The following is a 19,117-nucleotide window of genomic DNA, read 5'->3' on the forward strand; positions in this document are numbered from 1 at the left end:
TCCCTCCGTCTCAGATGGGATAGGTCGAGCCGTAATAGCCATAGACCTGCTCGCCATAGGCCCGATCGAAGGCGGGTTCCTCGCCCGCCCGATAGCGCGGCGCGCCTTCGAGCCGTTCCTTCGTCAGATCGACGACATAGCCGCCCTGGTTCGTATCATAGGTGAGCTGGTCCCAAGGCAGCGGATGATATTCCTCGCCGATGCCGAGGAAGCCGCCAAAGGACATGACCGCATATTCGACGCGGCCCGCGCGCTTATCGACCATGAAGTTGTAAACCGAGCCGAGCCGGTTGCCATTGCGGTCGTAGACCGCCGTGCCCTCGACCTTGTTGGAGGCGATCAGTCGGTTGGTTTCATCGGTAGCGATGTTGGTGTCTGCCATTTTGGAGTCTCCTTTCGTTTAAGGAGAACGACACAGCCCTGATGGGTTTCCGGCGAAATCGAGCAATGGGTGGCGCAGAACGATAGAGCGGGCGAGCGCCTTCAATTTGACGGCATCCCCCAGATGACTAGCGGGCGCTCTGATCCAAAAATCACAAGTTTTGCATCACTCGGAAAAGCGAGAAAATCCGCGCCCTTCCCTGATGCAAAAATCTGATGCAGAATCGCGCGATGATTTACGGCTATGCGCGCGTCTCGACCAACGGCCAGGACCTGGCCCAGCAGCTCGCCCAGCTTGAGGCGGCCGGCTGCACGAAGATCTACCGCGAGAAGATCAGCGGCGCGTCGGCCGAGCGCCCCCAGCTCAAGCGCGCGATCGGCGCGCTCGATCCAGGCGACGTGCTGATGGTGACGGCGACCGATCGCCTCGCCCGCAACACGCGCGACCTGCTCAACATCCTGCACGCGGTCAAGGAGGCCGGCGCCGGCTTCCGCTCGATCGCCGAGCCGATGCTGGACACGACCTCGCAGCTCGCCGAGGTTGTGATTGCCGTTCTAGGCGTCGCGGCCAGCTACGAGCGCCAGCGGATCGCCGAGCGCACCAGCGCGGGCCGCGCCCAGGCCAAGGCGCGCGGGGTCAAGTTCGGCCGCAAGAGCGCCCTCACCCCGCACCAGCAGGCCGAGGCGCGGCGCAAGCTCGACGCCGGCGACACGCAGCGCTCCGTCGCGGCGCTGTTCAACGTCAGCCAGGCGACGATTTCGCGGCTACAGGAGCGGCCATGATGACGGAGCTGCAATGGCCTGGTGCCGCGATCGTCGTCAGCCTGGCTATCAGTCTGGCAGGATGCAGTCCGGCGAAAAAACCGGCGGCGGAAGGATCACCCCAACGAACAAGTTCGTCGGAATTGCCGCCGCCCCCTCCCCCGCCGGTGCCCGGTCCCAATTATCACGGGAACGGGAGTTCCATCGCTGTTGCTGGCGATCCGGACATTAGCGGCCTCGACGAAGCGCAGATCGATGTGATGTTCGATGAGGCGGTGGCCCGGGCGCGACCGGGGGAAAGCAAGCGCGCAATTTGTGTCGGGCTGCAGGGCCTCACCGATAGCGCTGTGAAGGATGCTCCAGAAAGAACGATCCGGCGATTGGCCGAGCTGCTGCGCTTGCCTGCTTTCCCCGCCTCCCAATGCAGGGATGGCGTCACGCCGTCCGTCACCGCGACCAGGGCCGAAGCGATCCTCTACACGGTGAAGGTCGAATCCCGCGATCGGAAAGGCGTCCTGACGTTTTGGGCTACCGCCGTGTTCGGGAATCTCGGAGCGGAGGGAATGCAATTCCGCCTTATCCGCCAAGCTGGACGCTGGGTGCCTGAGCCTACCGGATTGTCAGTGTTGTCATGAGGCGATCAATGCGCCAGCATGACCCCATCCTGTCGTTTTTGCTTTTAACCGCGATGGGGCTTGAGGGCTGCGCTACGAGTGTCAGTCCCTTGCCGCCCCGGCTCTTGACCGCTTCGCCAGTAAGCACGGTTGGAGGCGAAGCCCGGTTCGAAGGAGGGCTTCACATTTGGGAAAACTGCATCGTCGTCGGATCGGGTCGAACACTTGCAATCTTCGACCCTTCAGTGCGCCTGACAGGAACAGGCGACGCCATTCTCGATAGCAGGACCGGCGTACGGATTGCCGTCGGTGAGCATTTCAGCGCGTCAGCGGCATTTCTCCGCGACGAGGGCCGTGGATGGAGTCTTTCAGACATTAAGAAAGCGACCGGTGCGGATGTGTCGAAAGGCTGTGAAACCGACGCAATCGTCAGGTTGAGGAATATTCAAAGAGGCCCCTCACGATGAGGAGACGTTTAGGGCCTGTGGGGATTCACAAGCCGGAGCGGATGTGATTCACACTGCGGATGGATCGCGATGTACTGACGGACGCCCAATGGGCGAAGATGGAACCCCATTGTCTTGGCAAGCCGACGGACCCTGGGCGAAGCGGGAGAAACAACCGGTTGTTCATGGAGGCGGTGCTGTGGATTGTGCGGACGGGCAGCCCGTGGCGGGATCTGCCGGAACGGTTCGGCAACTGGAGTACGGCGTTCCGGCGCTTCCGCGATTGGCGTGAAGCCGATGTTTTCAGGCATATATTCGATGCGTTGTCGGACGAGCCGGACCTGGAATACGCCATGGTCGATGCCACGATCGTCAAGGTCCACCGTCACGGACAGGGCGCAAAAGGGGGACTCAGAGCCAGGCCATTGGTCGTTCCAAAGGTGGCATGACAACCAAGATCCTGGCCCTCACCGATGCCTTGGGCAATCTGGTGCGCTTTCGGCTTATGCCGGGCCAGCGCCACGACAGCGTCGAGGTGCCGCCGTTGATCGAGAACATCGCCTTTGACGGGCTGATCGCCGACAAGGCGTTCGACAGCAACGCACTGGTCGCCAAGTTGAACGAGCGTGGTGCCAGGATCGTAGTCTCGCAGCACCCCGGCCGTTCGCAGAAACTCAAGATCGACGCCAGCATCTACACGTGGCGGCACCTCATCGAGAACTTCTTCTGCAAGCTGAAGGAGTTCAAGCGCATCGCAATGCGGGCCTGCAAAACCGACCGCAGCTTCCAGGCAATGATCTACCTGGCCGCCGCCGTCATCAACTCGCGGTGAATCCCCACAGCCCCTAATCAACATCACGCGGCCCGCATCACTGATCGCCGCATCGGTGGCAGCTTCGCTCGCGATCAGCGCGGCCTCACTGCTGGCCGCGCAGTCGTCAAGGGATCAGGCGCGCGTCGTCACCACGCCAGATGGCCGCACCGTGTATGTCGTGCCGGCGCAGCCTGGGGCTACCGGCACGAAGAGGCCCCTAGTGCGTACCGTGATTACGCCAGATGGTCGCACCGTTTACGTCGTGGAAGACCAGCTGTTGAGTTGCACTGAGAAGTGACCCGGGATTTTCATTGAGAAGTGACCCGGGTGGGCGTGGATGATGTGCTGCCTGCGACGAGCAGGGTCAAGCGGGTGATTTGTCCTTTCTGGATTTTGGGGCGGCGGAACTGGCTCTGAAGCGGAAGCTGTCATTGCCGGTTTCAAGGATATGGCAATGATGCGTGAGGCGATCCAGCAGGGCGGTGGTCATTTTGGCATCGCCAAAGATACTGGACCACTCGCTGAAGCTCAGGTTGGTGGTGATAACAACGCTGGTCCGCTCATAGAGTTTGCTGAGCAGATGGAACAGCATGGCCCCGCCTGAAGGGCTGAAGGGTAGATATCCCAGCTCATCAAGGATGACGAGGTCGAGGCGCAACAGACGCTCGGCCAACTGGCCCGCTCTGTTTGCGGCCTTTTCCTGCTCCAACGCATTGACCAGATCGACGGTGGAGAAGAAGCGGATCTTTTTGCGGTGATGCTCAACCGCCTGGACGCCCAAAGCCGTCGCGATGTGGCTTTTGCCGGTGCCTGGTCCGCCGATCAGTACGACGTTGTCGGCGCTATCCATAAAGTCACCACGGTGAAGTTGACGCACGAGCGCCTCGTTGACCTCACTGACGGCAAAGTCGAAGCCTGCCAGATCCTTGTAGGCCGGGAACCGGGCTGCCTTGATCTGGTAAGCAATGGACCTGACCTCCCGCTCGGACATCTCCGCCTTGAGAAGCTGTGAGAGGATCGGAACGGCAGCATCAAAGGCTGGCGCGCCCTGCTCGATCAGATCACCAGCGGCTTGCGCCATGCCATACATTTTGAGGCCACGTAGCATGACAACCACAGCGGCGCTGGCCGGATCATGACGCATGGCGTAACGCCCTCAGCGTGTCGTAGCGTTCGACATCGGCAACAGGCTCCTGGGCGAGGCGCAGGGCCTGCGGGGCATCGATTGGGGATGCCGGTGGAGCCTTGCCATCGATCAGGCGGTGCAGAACATTGAGGATGTGGGTTTTGGTCGGCACCCCAGCTTCGAGGGCCAGTTCGACGGCGCTGAGCACAGCCTGTTCGTTATGCTGTAGAACAAGGGCGAGGATTTCGACCATCTCCCTGTCACCACCGAGCCGCTTGAGCAGATGCCCCTGCAGTTGCCGGAAGGCTTCGGGCATTTCGAGGAATGGCGCCCCATTGCGCAAAGCGCCAGGCTTGCGCTGAACAACTGCCAGATAGTGCCGCCAGTCATAGATCGTCTGCCCCGGCTTCTGGTGAGAACGGTCGATAATCCGGTTGTGCTCGCACAAGATTTGCCCCTCGGCCGCGATGACCAACCGATCAGGATAGACCCGCAGGCTCACTGGCCGGTTCGCAAAGGATGCAGGAACGCTATAGCGATTGCGCTCGAACGCGATCAGGCAGGTCGGCGACACGCGCTTGGTATGTTCGACAAAGCCATCGAAGGCCCGCCCCATCGGCATCAGGCTGATAATCTCAACGGCGTGCACATCGGCAACTGTGCCGGGGAGGACGCCATGCTGGATTTCTCCCCATTGTGCGATGCACCGCTCTTCCAACCAGGCATTGAGGGCATCAAGATCTGGGAAGTTGGGCATTGGCTGCCATAACCGTCGACGCGCATCCTGAACGTTTTTCTCGACCTGACCTTTCTCCCAGCCTGAGGCCGGATTGCAAAAATCCGTTTCGAACAGGTAGTGGCTGGCCATGGCAGCGAACCGCGCATTGACCTGTCGGACTTTGCCCTGGCCGATCCGGTCTACAGCCGTCTTCATATTGTCGAATATTCCACGCTGAGGCACGCCGCCCAGCACCCGGAAGGCCTGCGTCAGTGCGTCGAACAACATCTCGTGCGTTTGCAGCAGATAGGCTCGCGTGATGAACGCCCGACTGTGGGAGAGCTTGGTATGGGCCACCTGCAGCTTGGTAGGCCGGCCATTCAGAAGGGCGTAATCTTCACTCCAATCGAACTGAAAGGCCTCACCGGGCTGGAAGATCAGCGGTACGAATGTGCCGCGCCCACTGGTTTGCTTTTCATATTGGCGTTCGGTCTTCCACGAGCGGGCGAAGGCGGCAACACGGCTGTATGATCCCTCGTAGCCCAGCTTAACCAGATCTGCATGTAGCTGCTTGGCTGTTCGCTTCTGTTTGCGCGACTTGCCAGATTCCACCCGCAGCCACGTCGTCAGTTTTTCTGCAAACTGATCAAGCTTGCTCGGCCGTTTGGGAACCTTGAACGTCGGCTCCACCGCGTCATCGCGCAGATATTTGCGGATCGTGTTGCGCGATAATCCAGTCCGCCGCCGGATCTCGCGAATGGGGATGCCTTGCCGAAAATGCCAGCGGCGGATCACACTGAGTAGGTCCATGTCGATCACTCCGATGCCTCCTGACTGTCAGCCAGGGGCGAGGAAAACATGGGTCAATTCTCAGTGAAAACTTATAACCCTCCCGGGTCACTTCTCAGTGCAACTCAACACGCAGGCATGGCAGCGAGGCGCGTCAGCGCCGCCTCGCAGCGCCGTAGCAGCGTGGCGAAGCTCTCCGCCCCTTCCCCGTCGCAATAGTCCGGGTCCGCCTCGCGCCAATAGCGTTCGAGATGCGGCATCCGCTCCGCGCTGCGCGTGCCGTTCCAGCGCGCCGGTTGCAGATACGTAAATTCCTCTATCGGCCAGACTTCGACCGGCACGCCGGGAAAGCGCGCGATCGTCGGCGCGGCCGTCTGCCGGGTGCGGGTATAGGGCGACGTGACGATGAGCGCGGGCGCTTGCGTCCAACTCGCCGCGACCGCCCTTGCCTGTTCGTGGCCGCGCTCCGTCAGCGCGATCGTCGCGAGATCATTGCAGGGCACGCCCGCGTTGCCGGTGGATTCGCCGTGGCGGATGAAGATTACGCGCATGGCTATTCAAACAGCTCCGCGTGAGTGCCGGCGCGCACGAAGTTCACCAGATTCCCCTCAATCGTATAGATCAGGAGGAAATCGCCGCCGATATGGCACTCGCGATGATCGCTCCAATCGCCTTTCAGCGGATGATCCAGCCATTCCGGGCCTAACGGCGCGTCGTTGGCGATGAGCATCATCATCGCTTCCTTGAGCTGTTTCATGTTGTAGCGCCCGCTGCGCGACAGCCGCTCCCAATCCTTGACGAACCTTTTTTCGTAGGACGCCTCTCTTGGGAACGAAGCCCGCTTACTGCTGGCGGGCTTCTTGGTCGAGGGCATCGAACATTTCCTGGGCATCGGTGAAACGGGCGCGGCGGGCCTTCATCGTCGCACGGGACGCCTCGATCGCGGCGCGCGTCTCGGCGTTCGGCACCTTCAGCTCGAACGGCAACGCATGATCCTTGGCAACCCGCGTGAGGGTCATGCGGACCACATCCGAGACGGTCAGCCCCAGCTCGGCCAGCACGGCGGCAGCTTCATCCTTCACTGCTTCGTCGATGCGCGCGCGCACGAAAGCGGTAGCGGCCATTGGAACCTCCTTGGTCAAGCCGATAATGTAGCTCAGTTGAGCAACAATTTCAATCCAGGCAGAGGACATGCGCCTGCCGCTGGCGCGGCACCGTGGCCCTACTCGCTAAGCTCCCCAAGCCCGCAAGCGGTCTTGGCCCAAGGTGACGACTCACATGGCGGAGGGCGAGATCGCAAGCGGGATCTCGCTGCATGGTGCCGGCGTGCACCGGCGTCGCTCCTGTTTGAAGGGGGAAAGGCGGTTCCGGCCGCCTCTCCCCCGCAACGGGATTAGACGGGGCCGTGCCTCGCTGCGCTGCGGCCGCTCCACCCCCATCGAATCCCGCTGCCCCCCTCTCTCGCCGGCGTTCTTGGGCGTCCGTGTTCCGGCCGATGGCATGGCCATCGCCGGACAGGCGATTTGAAGGGAGTAAGGACGATGACCCACCAAACCCGCGAAAGCTGGCTCAATGCCGTGGCGTTGGGCATGACTCCGCTGTTCGAGGCGCTGGACGCCCCCCTGCCCGACCGCGTGCGCGTGGCGATCGGCTTCACCAGCAGAGGCGCGAAGGGCAAGGCGATCGGCGAGTGCTGGGATAATCGGTTGAGCGCGGACGGGCATTTTGAAATCTTCATCCGCCCGGACCTGGCGCACGCGCCCGACGCGATGCCGGCGCAGATCGCGGCCATCCTCGCGCATGAGCTGGTCCATGCCGCTGTCGGCATCCCGGCAGGGCATGGGAAGGCGTTAAACGGGTCGCCCTTGGGCTGGGCCTAGTCGGGCCGATGCGCGCCACCACCCCCGGCGAGGCGTTCCTTGCGGCCATCACGCCGATCCTCGCCGATGTTGGCCCCCTCCCCCATGCCCGTCTCGACACGGACGGAGAGTCGACCGCACCCAAGAAGCAGAAAACCCGGATGCTCAAATGCGAGTGCGCGGCGTGCGGCTATACCGTGAGGACCGCGCGCAAATGGCTTGAGCAGGCCGGAGCGCCGCTTTGCCCGATCGAGGATCACGGCCAGATGCAGCATGAACCGCTGGACGATGACAGCGAGGATGAGGGCGGCGAGGATAGCTAGACCGCCCTCCCCTCCCCGCAATTCGGGGTTTCATTGACGCTGCGCGCAAGTTCGGGGTTTCGTTGACGCAGCCGAACCGAGCCAATATGGCCACATGCAAACATGCGGTCATGTAAGGATATTCACATGCCAACAATCGCGATCATTAGCCAGAAGGGCGGCGCGGGCAAGACCACCCTCGCCCTGCATCTGGCCGCAGCCGCCGAGGATTCCGGGCATACCGCCCTTGTGATCGACCTCGACCCACAGGCGACGGCGAGCCAGTGGGCGGCATGGCGACAGGATGCGCCCCCGGTCGTGATTGACAGCGCACCCCCTCGCCTTGCCGCCAAGATCGAGCAGGCGACGGGCCAGGGCGCGGCGTTCATCGTGATCGACACCCCGCCCCATGCCGACAGCGCGGCGAGCGCCGCCGTCGAAGCGGCCGACCTGGTGCTGATCCCTTGCCGCCCCAGCGCGTTCGACCTGGCCGCGATCAAGACGACCGCCAGCCTTGTGAAGATGCGCGGCAAGCCCGCGTTCGTGATCTTCACGGCGGGAAGCCCGACCGCGCCGCGCATGTATGACGAGGCCGCGCAGCTCGTGCAGGATTATGGGCTGGACGCCTGCCCGCACCATATCGCCGATCGTGCCGCCTTTCGCCATGCGGCGGCCGAAGGCAAGACGGCGATGGAGATCGAGCCGAACGGCAAGGCGGCCGACGAGGTGCGCCAGCTTTACAAGTGGACATGCGGGCATGTAAACATGCAAGCATCGAAGAAGCGGAGGGCCAGCGCATGAGCAGCCGGAAAGGATCATTGCTTGCATTGCGGGATCGCGATGCAGCACCAGCGCCGGCGACGGCCGAGCCGGAGGGGAGGGCGGCCGCACCGATCGCCCGCAGCTCTGGCACGGGCACCGGCAGCGGATCGAGCAGCAGCCCGGTTGCGCCGAGCCGTCAGGGCAAGAAGGCCATGACGGGCTATTTCAGCCCGGAGATGTCCTTCGCCATGCACATGACCGCTCGCAAGCACGGCATGAGCTTGCAGGACGCAATGGCCGAGGCGTTCAACGACTGGCTGCGAAAGATGGGGGAAAGCCCTGTAGGCAAGTAACCATGTTCACATGCAAACATGCAGGCATGTGAACATGGCCGCTTGCCATAGGGCGGGAATCAGCGCAGCGGCTTGCGTTCGTGCCGTTTCTTGCAGAAGCCGAGGAAGGCGGCGCGGGGGCTTTTCAGTTCGGGCTTACCCATGTCGTGCCACCACGACACCCATTCGTCATAAAGCGCGTAAACGTCATAACCTGGCGCGGCCGTCTTGGCGTCGTGCATGGTTTCAGGGTCGATATAGGGCGCATCGTCGGCGACGGCGACCGGATCGGGCTTGGACTTGAGGCCCGAGCGGTTGCGGAACAGGATTACGTCATCGTCCATCGTCACGGCATAATCGGGGAAATGGCCGTGGTCCGCGTCATGCTCGCAGACCTTCTTGACCAAGGCCCGGAATACCCGGAGCGGGCTGTTCGAGCCGCATTTCTTTTGCAGCAGCTCTAGGCCGATCTTCCATTCGTCCTTCACGCCGCAATGCTTGCGCGCCAGCTCATACATGCGCCGCTCGAACGGCTTGCGGAGCCGGAAATAGTCCCGGTGGAGCGTCAGGACGTTCTTGCTGATGACCGAGCGATAGACCCAATCCGACAGGGTGATTTCGAGATCGAGCATCCGCCCGTCGAACGTCTTGCGGGTAATCTTGGCTTCTTCGATCAGGCCGAAAATCCGCGTTTCCTCGATACCGCCCGTTTGAATGTTGGTCCGCACCGTGGTCCCGCGCAAGCGGGTGAGGGCGTCGGCCATCAGCCGATAGCCTTCGCCGCTGGTTTGCCGGTTGGTGGCGACGAGCATGTCATAGGCTTGCAGGCGCACCGTGCGGCTAGGTTGCTCGCCCTGGTTCATCTTCGCAACGAGCTGCGAAATGCAGTAGATCAATATGTCCTTGTCGTGGATCGTCGCCAGACCCTTGCCCGAGGGGATAATCTCGATGACGTTGCCGTTATGCTCATAGCGTCGCGTCCGGTTGTCGGGCTTGGTCGAGAGCGAAAACACCGGGTGCTCCATCGAGGCCATGTCATCCTTGGGGATGGCGTCCAGCACGTCGCAGATGAACAAGTCCTGGTTGGGGTGGCGCACCGGCAGCAGCGGCGTGCGATCGTCGCCGTCCACGGCCGAGGCCGGCGCGACGATCGGGGCGTCAAACAGGGAAGGGGCGGGGCCTATCGTCATTTCACTAACGCTTGGCCTACTATCGTCATTTCACTAACGCAAGCGGGATTATCGTCATTTCAGATTCACCCCCGCGCTATCGTCATTTCGATTACGCTTGAGAGAGGGGCAAGGCAGGCCAGGCGCTATCGTCATAGTGGATTCGCCTTTTCGTCACTCTGGATTCGCTTTTTCGTCAGAGCGGATTCACCCCATGGCAAATTTGGCCCAAAAAACCGCGTATTTCCAATTGCTTCCGAGAAGGCGCGATTTCCGTAACACATCACTAAACCCATATTTTAACACTAGGCGAGGCTGTGGATAACTTCAGGCCGTTGCGCTTTCCGCCATGTCAAAAGGAAGAAAAGCACCGCCTCTTGGGGGCTTCGCCCCCGCCGGCTCGCGGCCTTCGGCCGCCCCGGATCGCTGAAGCGATCCTCCCACCCGGCATCCCCATAATGAGCCGGCTTCGCCGGCACGCCTTTGTTTGTTTGGGGATGATGGCAACCGTCGCGCCTCTATCGCCAACACACAACCTAGCCCCACCGTTGCAAATGGCTTTCCAGAAAAGCCAAGCGGATAGGGGGGCGCCGATCGGAGAGGGCAGGGAAGGCGGGAACGTCCCCACAGGCGCGATTTCCGGCCCGTCTAGCCCCTTTCCGGGCGTTCGACAGGGTTTCGGGCGCCGGAACCGCCCAAGGCGCTCTACGGGCTTCCCAGGCGGCCGATTTCCCAAGCTCGATCCTTGCCATTCACCTGTCGCGCAGATGGTCCAGACCGGCTATATTGGATCGGCCCAACGGCACGATCGCGACCGGACCCGCCGTGGCTGCTAACGCGGCGGGTCCAATCACGCCTTATCGAACTTCCCGGCGAACTCGCGATCGGCATAATAGGCGAGCTTGCCGGCGACGATCGGCCGTTGCCCGGCGAGGAACAGGAACTGCAAATCGTCCCGAAGGGTGCGGACCTCATCGGGCGTGAGCAGCGGGCGGCCGACATGCTGCGCGCCGAACGAGATTCCGGTTTCGTCACTGTCGATCGCGCGGCTCATCGTCTCGAACACGACGGTCTCCTGCCCGAGCAGATCGGAGACGAGTTTCGCGCTGTCGTGATCGTTGACGCCGAACACCTGTAGGACGCCGGCGTTTGACAGGAAGGTGCCGGCGCGGCGCTCGTAGAGCGCGCGGAGCTGGTGAACGTCTTGCAGGATCGGCCAGAGCTGGACGCCGTAGCCGGCCATGAGGCCCATTGCGCGCTCGACGGGGGCCAGATGGCCGAGGGCGGCGAACTCATCGAGCAGGAACAGCACCGGGCGGGCAGGGGAGGCCGGCGCGCGCGCAAGATCGGTCAGACCTTGCGCGAGCATAAGGCGCAGCCAGCGGGAATAGGTGGCGAGCCGATCGGGCGGCAGTACCAGATAGACGGTAGTGGGCTGCGCTTTCACATCGGCGAAGGTAAAATCCGAGTGCCCCAACACCGCCGTCATGCGCGGGCTGTCGAGGAAATGGGTATGGCGCTGCGCGGCCGAGAGGACGCCGGCCGCCTCGCGGTCGGATTTGCCGAGGTGGCGGTTTGCAGCGCGGGCGGCGAGGCCGCCTTGCGCCTGCATCGTTTCGAGCTGGGCGGTGAAAGCGGCGGGCGCGAGGGTGAGCCGGTCGCGCAGCGTGGCGAGATTGCGGGTCGGGGCCGGCTCGCTTGTGACGATCGACAGTATTAGGCCCGAGATCAGCGCCTTGGCTTCCTCGTTCCAATGCGCTTCGCCGGCTTCGCCGGGTGCGTCATAGACCAGCGCGTCGGCCAGCGTCATGCAGTCGTCGGCGAGATCGAGGCTTGCCCCATCGATGCGATCGAGCGGGTTGAACGCGGCGCTGGCGATGCCCGTCACCCCGAACGGATCGAGGACATGGACCGGGCCGAACTTCGCGTGGTGGCGCGCGGTGATGCGGGCATTTTCGCCCTTGGGGTCGATGCAGACGACCGGGCCGGGATAGTCGAGCAGGTTGGGGATGATGGTTCCCACCCCTTTGCCGGTGCGCGTCGGTGCCATCGTCAGCAGATGGGCCGGGCCGTCATAGCGCAGGAGCTTGCCCGATTTCGGGTCGCGGCCGATCAGCAGGCCGTTGCCTTGGGCGAGAGGCCGCGTCTCGCGGTCGGTGGCAAAGCGGGCGGAACCGTGGGTGGCGTCGCTGGCAGGACCGCCATATTGCAGGATGAGGGGCTGGAAGAGGGCGCGCAGCGTGACAAGGATGATGACGAGGAACGTCAGCATCATGCCTATCTGGTAAAGATGAGAATCCCGGGCCAAGCCGAGCAGCGAGTGCAGGAGGAATTGCATTCCCCCGGCGAGGACCAGGCCGACGATCAGGAACAGGATCGCGACGCGCAGCAGATGGCGGACGAGCGCGATGGGGCTGAGGGTTAGCGCCGTGATCGCCCATATCGGATTATGACGGGCGATGCGGGCGAGGTTGCGGATCGCGCGACCGAGCTGGTGCAGCCACTCCATGTCAGGCGGCTCTGCATGGGAGAGGGGGAGCCTTGCGAGGGTGGAGCGTCAGGCCGCGCACACCCGGCGCGGCGGCGATGCGGCGTTCCAGTGCCGCGACCTCATCCACCTTGTCGCTGGACCAGTCGCGCGCGACGTGGACGCCACCGGCGTCGGTTTCGAGATCGAGGCAGGCCAGATCGGGGCGAAGATCAAGCAGGCGCGTCAGGTCAGTGATCAGCTCAGGCGAGAGCGGGTCGGGCAGATTGCCCGTCATCACAAGCTGCCAGGATCGCTTTTCCCCATCGCCAGTCCTGCGCCTGCTCATGGTGCTGTCCTCCCTCAATCCGCGTCCAGCGCGAAATCCACCCGCACCGTCACGATGCCGGCGTTCGTTCCAGTCATCACCGGGGGCGCTTGTGCTATCTGCGGTGCCACGACGGGGGGCGGGGCGACCATGCGGGCGTCCATCTCCGCCATTGGCGGCATGTAGCCGCCTTGGCCGCCGTCGTGGATCGCAAGCACGCGTGTGATGCGAAGCCCGGCGGCCTTCGCATAAGCGTCTGCCTTGGCGCGCGCGGCCTTGTAGGCAAGATCATAGGCCCCCAGGTTCGCCTTTTCGGGGTCGGCGACCGACAGGTTGGGGCCAGACACGATATTAGCGCCGGCGGCCGTCACGGCCGCGATGGCCTGGCCGACGCGATCGGTGTTGCGGACGCGCACGGCAAGGGTGTTGGCGGCTTCGTATTTCCCCCGGTTGTCGCCCCAGGTGATCCGGTTCACCGACAGGTTGCGCGTCTGGATATCGCGCGCCGGAATGTCGAGCTTGGCAAGCGCGGCGGTAATCTGCTGCATCGTTTCGGCATTGCGCGCGCTCGCGGCCTCAGCCGTCGCGGCGATGCTCGACAGGCCGGCGGTGAACAGCGCCTGGTCGGGCGCAGCCTCGGCCCGTCCCGATCCGGTGACGGTGAGAAAGGTTTCATTCTCTTCCAGACCGCGCGGATCGGGCGCGCCGGGGGTGCAGCCGGCAAGCGCGATCAGCCCCGATACCACCAACAATTGCTTCATCCTGATCCTCCCGTCTGATTTTCTTCCGCTTCCGCATCGAACGCGCGTTTGCCGCGCCGCTTCCAAAGCGCCAGCACATCGCCGGCGTCGTCATCACGCGCCCGCCCAGCGAGTTCGAGCAGCGCGCCGTAGAGCGTCGCGCGATCGTCCTCGACCAGCTCGACCAGGCCGGCTTTCTGGACGAGCCCGCCCAGCTCGATCAGATGACGGGTGCGTTCGCGGCGTTGCACGACCCAGCTCCGGTTGTCGGTGCGCGCGCGGGCCGATTCAGCGCGCCGCCTCGCCGTCAGATTGCGCCGCTCCGCCATCGCCCTCGCCTTGAGCAGCGCCGCCAGCTTTGCGCCCGCGCCGTTGAAAGAAGGCAGCGCCCTTCGCGCGCCACGCCTCCTTCGCACTGGTGTCTTTCGACCCGACCGCATCGAGCAGCGCGCCGGCAAGCATTTCGGCATCGAGCGCATCGGCTCCGGTGGCGACGACAAGCTGGCCGAACTGTTCCACCTTCCGCGCCTTCAATGCACGGGCCTTGTCGTTCAGCGCCTTCAACTCGGCATCGTAATCGCGGACCTTACGCATCCCAGCTTTCCTCCGTTTCTCGTTCTGGCAGACCGGCCCCACAGTCGGCCCAGGGTAGGCGGCCCTCGACGCCATAATGATAGGCCGGTGTGACGCGCCCGGGATGATCGAGCGTGCCGACATGGAAGGCGACTTCCTCTGTCGCTACGCCGCTCGCCTCGTCGTAATGGATCGTGAGCGGCGAGCCGCAGTCGCCGCAGAACGACCGGACCGCGATCGGCGATGAGCGGTAGGATATCTGCGTGTCACCGATCCAGCCCACATCGTCCCAGCGCACCCAGGCGAGAATGGCGAAGGCGCTGCCGGTCGATCGCCGGCACATTGAGCAGTGGCAATAATGAACGCGGGGCGGAGCGTGCAGCACATAGCGCATGGCCCCGCAGAGGCATCCGCCTTCAAGCTCTTGATGCTCGCTGCCATCCATTAGCCAGCCCTCGCGCCCATGAACCGGAGCGGCAGAGTAGCAGGATCGCGGCAGGAAGGTAGCGCCCGAGCCAAGAAATGCGGCGAAGTCAATCACGCGAACGGCAGAGAGTGTGAGTGCGCGCTTATACGTCGTTGCCGACGTGCGCTTGAGAAGGCAGTATAGCGGCCGTCATGGCGATCTACCATTTCTCGGCCAAGGTCATCAGCCGTGTGAGCGGATCGAGCGCCGTTGCGAGCGCCGCCTATCGTTCGGCATCCGAGCTGTATGATGAGCGGCTTGGGCGGAACCATGATTTTTCGAATAAGGCCGGTGTCGTCCATTCGGAAATCTTGGCTCCCGAAGGTGCGCCGGAGCGTTTAAACGATCGCGAAACGCTGTGGAACGAGGTGGAGGCCGGGGAGAAACGCAAGGACGCGCAGCTCGCCCGTGAGGTGGAGTTCTCGATTCCGCGCGAGATGAGCGAAAAGCAGGGTGTTAGCCTCGCGCGCGACTTTGTCGAAAAACAGTTTGTCGAGCGCGGGATGGTGGCCGACCTCAACGTGCATTGGGACAAGGCGAAGGACGGCAGTCCGAAGCCGCACGCGCATGTCATGCTGTCGATGCGCGACGTGGGGCCGGAGGGGTTCGGCAAGAAGAACCGCGACTGGAACGGCACCGAGCTGTTGAAGGAATGGCGCGAGGCATGGGCCGCCCACGTCAACGAACGCATGGCCGAGCTGGGCCTTGAGGGGCGGATCGACCATCGTTCCTATGAGGCGCAGGGGATCGAACTGGAGCCCCAGCACAAGATCGGTCCGATGGGAAAACGGCACGAGCTTGAGGGCGAGGCTCACCGACGCGGCGACGATCATCTTCGTATCGCGCGCGAGAATGGCGAGAAGATCATCGCCAATCCCAGCGTGGCATTGGATGCGATCACGCGGCAACAGGCGACGTTCACCACCCGCGACCTGGCGATGTTCGTCCACCGGCACAGCGACGGCAAGGAGCAGTTCGACCAAGCCATGAGCGCCGTGCGGTCCTCGCCCGAGCTGGTGGCGCTCGGCAAGGATGGCCGCGATCAGGAGCGGTTCACGTCGCGCGAGATGATCGCGGTGGAGAACCGGCTTGAGCGCAGCGCCGGCGAACTGGCGAGCCGGGTAGAGCATGGCGTTAGCGATCGGCAGCGTGACGCCGCGTTGGCATCGGCCGAAGGCAGGGGGCTCACCCTATCGGCCGAGCAGCGCGACGCGCTCGACCACATCACCGGCAGAGAAGGACTGGCGTCTGTCGTCGGCTATGCCGGTTCGGGCAAATCCGCCATGCTGGGTGTCGCGCGCGAGGCTTGGGAGGGGCAGGGCTACAACGTGCGCGGTGCGGCCCTGTCGGGCATTGCCGCCGAAAATCTTGAGGGTGTTCCGGCATCGCCTCGAGGACGATCGCCAGTCTCGAGCACGCATGGGGCAGGGGCGCGAGCAGCTAGGCCCTAGGGACGTGCTGGTGGTGGACGAGGCGGGCATGATCGGCTCGCGCCAGATGGAGCGGGTGCTGTCCCAGGCCCGCGATGCCGGCGCGAAGGTGGTGCTGGTGGGCGACCCCGAGCAGTTGCAGGCCGATCGAGGCAGGCGCGGCGTTCCGGTCGATCACCGAGCGCCATGGCGCGGCCGAGATCACCGAGATTCGGCGGCAGCGCGAGGATTGGCAGCGCGACGCGACGAAGCGCTGGCGACAGGCCGGACGGCCGAGGCGATCCACGCCTATGACGGTCGTGGCATGGTCCATGCGGCCGACACGCGCGAGACTGCGCGCGGCGAGCTGGTGGACGGTTGGGATCGGCAGCGCCAGGCCGAGCCGGACAAATCCCGTGTCATCCTCACCCACACCAACGCCGAGGTCCGCGAGCTGAACGAGGAGGCGCGGGGCCGCTTCGCGCGACCGGCGACTTGGGCGAGGATGTGCGGTTCGCGGCCGAGCGAGGCTCGCGCGACTTCGCGCCGGCGACCGCTTGATGTTCCTGCGGAACGAGCGGTCGCTGGGGGTGAAGAACGGCACCTTGGGGACGATCGAGCAGGTATCGGCCGAGGGCATGAAGGTTCGGCTCGACAGCGGCCAGCGCGTCGCGTTCGAGGCCAAGGACTATTCGCACGTCGATCACGGCTATGCGGCGACGTTCCACAAGGCGCAGGGCGTGACGGTCGATCAGGCGCATGTGCTGGCGACCCCCGGCATGGACCGGCACAGCGCCTATGTCGGCCTGTCGCGGCATCGCGACGGCGTGCAGCTCCATTACGGCCGTGACGACTTTGCCGATCAGCGGCAGCTCGCCCGCACCCTGTCGCGCGACCGCGGTAAGGACATGGCGGGCGACTATGCCGCCGTCCGTGATGAGCAGGCCCAGGCCCGTGCGTTCGCCGAGCGGCGCGAGATCCGGTTCCCGGAACGCGCGCGTGAGATGGTCGCCAAGGTGCAGGCGAAGGCCAAGGGCATGTTCGCCGGGTTCAGGCCCAAACCGTCCTCGCCCGAGCTGGCGCGCGATGGAAAAGGGGGTCCGATTAACACCACCCCCGAGCCCGGATCGGCAGCGCCGAGCCAGGCCAGGGCGATCGAACGCTACGCGCGCGCGCAGGCCGATATGGACCGGATGCGCGAGAAGGGCTTGCCGGTGCTGCCGCACCAGAAACAGGCGCTGGCGAAGGCCGGCGACGCGCTCGATCAGGTGCGGCCCCATGCCGCCCAGGATTTGGCGTCCGCGTTCGAGCGCAATCCCGCGCTGGTGCGCGAGGCGGCCGAGGCAAGGCCGGCGGCGCGGCACGAGCGATGGCGCAAGAGGCCCAGGTCCGCACCAATCCCGAGCTTCGCGCCGATCGGTTCGTGGAGCGCTGGCAGGGCATGGCGCGCGAGCGGGCCGACCTTGCACGCAGCGGGGATCGTGAGGCCGCGCAGCGCACCGGCAAGAGGATGGAGAGCCTGGCCGGTACCTGCACCGCGATCCCCAGCTCGAATCCATGTTGCGGGCGTCGTGCGCCCGAGCTGGGGCTGGAAATGGGTCGGGATCGCAGCATCGGGCAGGAATTGACCCGTTCGCTGGAAATCGGCCGCGATCGGGGGTTAAGCCGGTAAGGAGAGGGAATGGCGGACGAGGAGCAGGAGAGAGCGGCGGCGCGGCGGAGGCATTCGAGCGGCTAAGCGCCACGATCGAGCAGATGCGTGGCGAGCAGGCATTGATGCGCCGTGCCATAGAGGGGTTGGCGCCGAGCGCGCCAGCATCGACGTGCCCGACTATTCCGAGACGCTGGGGCATATCGCCCAGGGGCTGGACGGCATCAACGGACGGATCGACCAGATTGTGGGGGCGATCGTGAAGTCGCCGGCGCTGGCGATGACGCCGGCGCAGATATCGGCGCAGATCGGGCGGGCGGCGACAGAGGTTCGCAGCGCCGACCATGCCGCGCTCGCGACCGCGACGAACGAGATGAAGCAGCAGGCACGCGAGCTGCATGGCGTCGTGCGATCGGCGCGGGCGGCCGAGAAGCAGCGCGACCGGGAGCTATGGTTTCGGATTGGGTGGGTTCCTCATCGGCGTGCTCCTGTGGACGTTCCTGCCCGGTATGGTCGCGCGCGAGATCGCGCCGGCGAGCTGGCGCTGGCCCGAGCGCATGGCGGCGGGGATGCTCGACATGCCGATGTGGGAGGCGGCTCGCATTTGATGGCGACGGATTTCCCGGCGAGCTGGAACGGGCTGGTGTCGAGCAGCCGGATCATGAGCGCCAACAGCGAAACGATCGAAAGGTGCCAGAAGGCCGCGAACCGGGCAGGAGAGCCGGTGCGATGCACGATCAGGATCGGCGCGCGTCGGGCAGCGTTGAGGCGGGAAGAAGCAGGATCAATGACCAGGGCAGGTGAAAAGGCTCTATGGCGATTGGAACGCCGGTGCGATGGACCGCCCTCGCGTCCAGTCTGGCCGTGGCTGTTGATCGTGGCCCTGGCGATTGTGGTGGCGGTCGCGGCATGGAGGATGAGATGAACGCGCTTCCCTATCGCTCGACCGGTGTTCGATGAAACGACGCTTCCGCCGCGCTGCGAAGCGAGCATCGCACCAAGGCCGGCGTGTGGGGCGTGATCCGGGTGATCGAAGGGAGCTTGAGGCTGACCTATCTCGACCCGCTTCAGAAATGATTGTCACGCCCGATCGGCCAGCGCTGATCCTGCCCGAACAACCGCATTTCGTCGAACCGCTCGGAGTCATGAGGATGCAGGTCGATTTCTACGATCAGCGGCCAAGCCTCTAGGGAGAGCCATGCCTAAAACAGCCTTGTCATTCCCGCTTCTTGCCATCCTCGCGCTTGGTGGCTGTGCGACGCGCGAACCGGCATCCAATTTCGGCCGCCTCCCTCCGGGCAGTCGGAGCGAAGCGGCGAGGTCACGCCTTGGGGGCTGACTTATGGCGCGGCGTTAATGACCTCCAAGGTCTACCCGCACCTGGCAGCGGCGGCCGATGCAAACGCCAA

General features: G+C 64.1%; 21 protein-coding genes and 4 pseudogenes. 12 read left to right on the forward strand and 13 right to left on the reverse strand.

The features are described 5' to 3' along the window. Positions 1-10 precede the first annotated feature (10 nt). Complete coding sequence (locus tag FA702_RS21460; RefSeq protein ID WP_136958144.1) at positions 11-382, reverse strand: PRC-barrel domain-containing protein; 372 nt, start codon at positions 380-382, stop codon at positions 11-13. Between the two features lie 215 nt (positions 383-597). Here FA702_RS21460 and FA702_RS21465 point away from each other — a divergent pair, with 215 nt between their 5' ends. The 3 genes from FA702_RS21465 to FA702_RS21475 all read left to right on the forward strand — a co-directional run bounded on the left by FA702_RS21465 (position 598) and on the right by FA702_RS21475 (position 3,035). Further along, a complete protein-coding gene (locus FA702_RS21465; protein WP_255504927.1) occupies positions 598-1,164 on the forward strand; it encodes a recombinase family protein in 567 nt (188 codons plus the stop codon). Beyond that, entirely contained in the window at positions 1,161-1,778 is a 618-nt protein-coding gene (locus tag FA702_RS21470; RefSeq protein WP_136958145.1) for a hypothetical protein, read from the forward strand. The genes FA702_RS21465 and FA702_RS21470 overlap by 4 nt, the downstream gene beginning before the upstream one ends. A gap of 505 nt (positions 1,779-2,283) precedes the next feature. Beyond that, positions 2,284-3,035 (forward strand): IS5 family transposase gene (locus FA702_RS21475; RefSeq protein WP_136958146.1). Its coding sequence is split into 2 segments (ribosomal slippage): positions 2,284-2,614 and positions 2,614-3,035, totalling 753 coding nucleotides; the frame shifts between segments, so codons are not numbered across the junction. A 346-nt stretch (positions 3,036-3,381) separates the two neighbouring features. Here FA702_RS21475 and istB read toward each other — a convergent pair. The 5 genes and pseudogenes from istB to FA702_RS21500 form a co-directional block, all read right to left on the reverse strand. Continuing rightward, entirely contained in the window at positions 3,382-4,161 is a 780-nt protein-coding gene (gene istB / locus FA702_RS21480; protein ID WP_006955904.1) for an IS21-like element ISRsp3 family helper ATPase IstB, read from the reverse strand. Then, the gene (gene istA, locus FA702_RS21485; protein ID WP_032490240.1) at positions 4,151-5,671 is read right to left on the reverse strand and encodes an IS21-like element ISRsp3 family transposase; all 1,521 of its coding nucleotides are present in this window, start codon (positions 5,669-5,671) and stop codon (positions 4,151-4,153) included. The genes istB and istA overlap by 11 nt, the downstream gene beginning before the upstream one ends. A 110-nt stretch (positions 5,672-5,781) precedes the next feature. After that, a pseudogene (locus tag FA702_RS21490) lies at positions 5,782-6,201 on the reverse strand (histidine phosphatase family protein); the annotation flags it as partial. Positions 6,202-6,203: 2 nt separating this feature from the next. Continuing rightward, on the reverse strand, positions 6,204-6,524 hold the full coding sequence (locus FA702_RS21495; protein WP_044663647.1) for a type II toxin-antitoxin system YafQ family toxin: 321 nt from the start codon (positions 6,522-6,524) through the stop codon (positions 6,204-6,206). Beyond that, positions 6,493-6,774, reverse strand: coding sequence for a type II toxin-antitoxin system RelB/DinJ family antitoxin (locus tag FA702_RS21500; protein WP_136958147.1), 282 nt, complete (start codon positions 6,772-6,774; stop codon positions 6,493-6,495). Before FA702_RS21500 ends, FA702_RS21495 begins: the two co-directional genes overlap by 32 nt. A gap of 417 nt (positions 6,775-7,191) precedes the next feature. Between FA702_RS21500 and FA702_RS21510 the strand changes: the two are divergent. From FA702_RS21510 to FA702_RS21520, 3 genes and pseudogenes are all read left to right on the forward strand, one after another. Next, positions 7,192-7,832, forward strand: a pseudogene (locus FA702_RS21510) (transcription elongation protein SprT). 126 nt (positions 7,833-7,958) lie between these two features. Continuing rightward, positions 7,959-8,612, forward strand: coding sequence for a ParA family partition ATPase (gene parA / locus FA702_RS21515; RefSeq protein WP_136958148.1), 654 nt, complete (start codon positions 7,959-7,961; stop codon positions 8,610-8,612). Then, positions 8,609-8,926 (forward strand): ribbon-helix-helix domain-containing protein, encoded by a 318-nt coding sequence (locus FA702_RS21520; RefSeq protein ID WP_136958127.1) that lies wholly within the window; start codon positions 8,609-8,611, stop codon positions 8,924-8,926. The genes parA and FA702_RS21520 overlap by 4 nt, the downstream gene beginning before the upstream one ends. 59 nt (positions 8,927-8,985) lie before the next feature. Here the strand turns inward: FA702_RS21520 and FA702_RS21525 are convergent, their stop codons facing one another. From FA702_RS21525 to FA702_RS21555, 7 genes are all read right to left on the reverse strand, one after another. Continuing rightward, positions 8,986-10,095 (reverse strand): replication initiator protein A, encoded by a 1,110-nt coding sequence (locus tag FA702_RS21525; RefSeq protein ID WP_136958149.1) that lies wholly within the window; start codon positions 10,093-10,095, stop codon positions 8,986-8,988. Between the two features lie 829 nt (positions 10,096-10,924). Beyond that, the gene (locus FA702_RS21530; protein WP_136958150.1) at positions 10,925-12,583 is read right to left on the reverse strand and encodes a type IV secretory system conjugative DNA transfer family protein; all 1,659 of its coding nucleotides are present in this window, start codon (positions 12,581-12,583) and stop codon (positions 10,925-10,927) included. A 1-nt stretch (position 12,584) separates the two neighbouring features. Further along, positions 12,585-12,890 carry a hypothetical protein gene (locus FA702_RS21535; RefSeq protein WP_136958128.1) on the reverse strand — a complete coding sequence of 102 codons (306 nt, stop codon included), beginning with the start codon at positions 12,888-12,890 and terminating at the stop codon, positions 12,585-12,587. Between the two features lie 14 nt (positions 12,891-12,904). Further along, positions 12,905-13,630: an SIMPL domain-containing protein gene (locus FA702_RS21540; protein ID WP_136958129.1), complete on the reverse strand. Its 726-nt coding sequence runs from the start codon at positions 13,628-13,630 to the stop codon at positions 12,905-12,907. Next, on the reverse strand, positions 13,627-13,860 hold the full coding sequence (locus FA702_RS21545; protein ID WP_136958151.1) for a conjugal transfer protein TraD: 234 nt from the start codon (positions 13,858-13,860) through the stop codon (positions 13,627-13,629). Before FA702_RS21545 ends, FA702_RS21540 begins: the two co-directional genes overlap by 4 nt. A gap of 37 nt (positions 13,861-13,897) precedes the next feature. Then, entirely contained in the window at positions 13,898-14,203 is a 306-nt protein-coding gene (locus FA702_RS21550; RefSeq protein WP_136958130.1) for a conjugal transfer protein TraD, read from the reverse strand. Next, positions 14,196-14,576 carry a GFA family protein gene (locus tag FA702_RS21555; RefSeq protein WP_255504928.1) on the reverse strand — a complete coding sequence of 127 codons (381 nt, stop codon included), beginning with the start codon at positions 14,574-14,576 and terminating at the stop codon, positions 14,196-14,198. Before FA702_RS21555 ends, FA702_RS21550 begins: the two co-directional genes overlap by 8 nt. A gap of 224 nt (positions 14,577-14,800) precedes the next feature. Here FA702_RS21555 and mobQ point away from each other — a divergent pair, with 224 nt between their 5' ends. From mobQ to FA702_RS21570, 6 genes and pseudogenes are all read left to right on the forward strand, one after another. Next, positions 14,801-16,099, forward strand: a complete 1,299-nt coding sequence (gene mobQ, locus FA702_RS23600) for a MobQ family relaxase (RefSeq protein WP_370385545.1) — start codon at positions 14,801-14,803, stop codon at positions 16,097-16,099. After that, positions 16,068-16,340 (forward strand): annotated as a pseudogene (locus FA702_RS23605) (AAA family ATPase); the annotation flags it as partial. The gene mobQ and the pseudogene FA702_RS23605, both read left to right, overlap by 32 nt. Further along, positions 16,279-16,515, forward strand: a complete 237-nt coding sequence (locus FA702_RS23610; RefSeq protein ID WP_370385547.1) for a hypothetical protein — start codon at positions 16,279-16,281, stop codon at positions 16,513-16,515. The pseudogene FA702_RS23605 and the gene FA702_RS23610, both read left to right, overlap by 62 nt. Before the next feature lie 102 nt (positions 16,516-16,617). Beyond that, on the forward strand, positions 16,618-17,685 hold the full coding sequence (locus FA702_RS23615; RefSeq protein WP_370385546.1) for a hypothetical protein: 1,068 nt from the start codon (positions 16,618-16,620) through the stop codon (positions 17,683-17,685). Positions 17,686-17,880: 195 nt separating this feature from the next. Continuing rightward, the gene (locus FA702_RS21565; RefSeq protein ID WP_255504929.1) at positions 17,881-18,633 is read left to right on the forward strand and encodes a DUF6118 family protein; all 753 of its coding nucleotides are present in this window, start codon (positions 17,881-17,883) and stop codon (positions 18,631-18,633) included. Continuing rightward, positions 18,630-18,898 (forward strand): annotated as a pseudogene (locus FA702_RS21570) (DUF1971 domain-containing protein). Before FA702_RS21565 ends, FA702_RS21570 begins: the two are co-directional and overlap by 4 nt. Positions 18,899-19,117: the final 219 nt, after the last annotated feature.

Origin of the sequence: Novosphingobium sp. EMRT-2 (genome assembly GCF_005145025.1) — a bacterium.
GTDB lineage: Bacteria > Pseudomonadota > Alphaproteobacteria > Sphingomonadales > Sphingomonadaceae > Novosphingobium.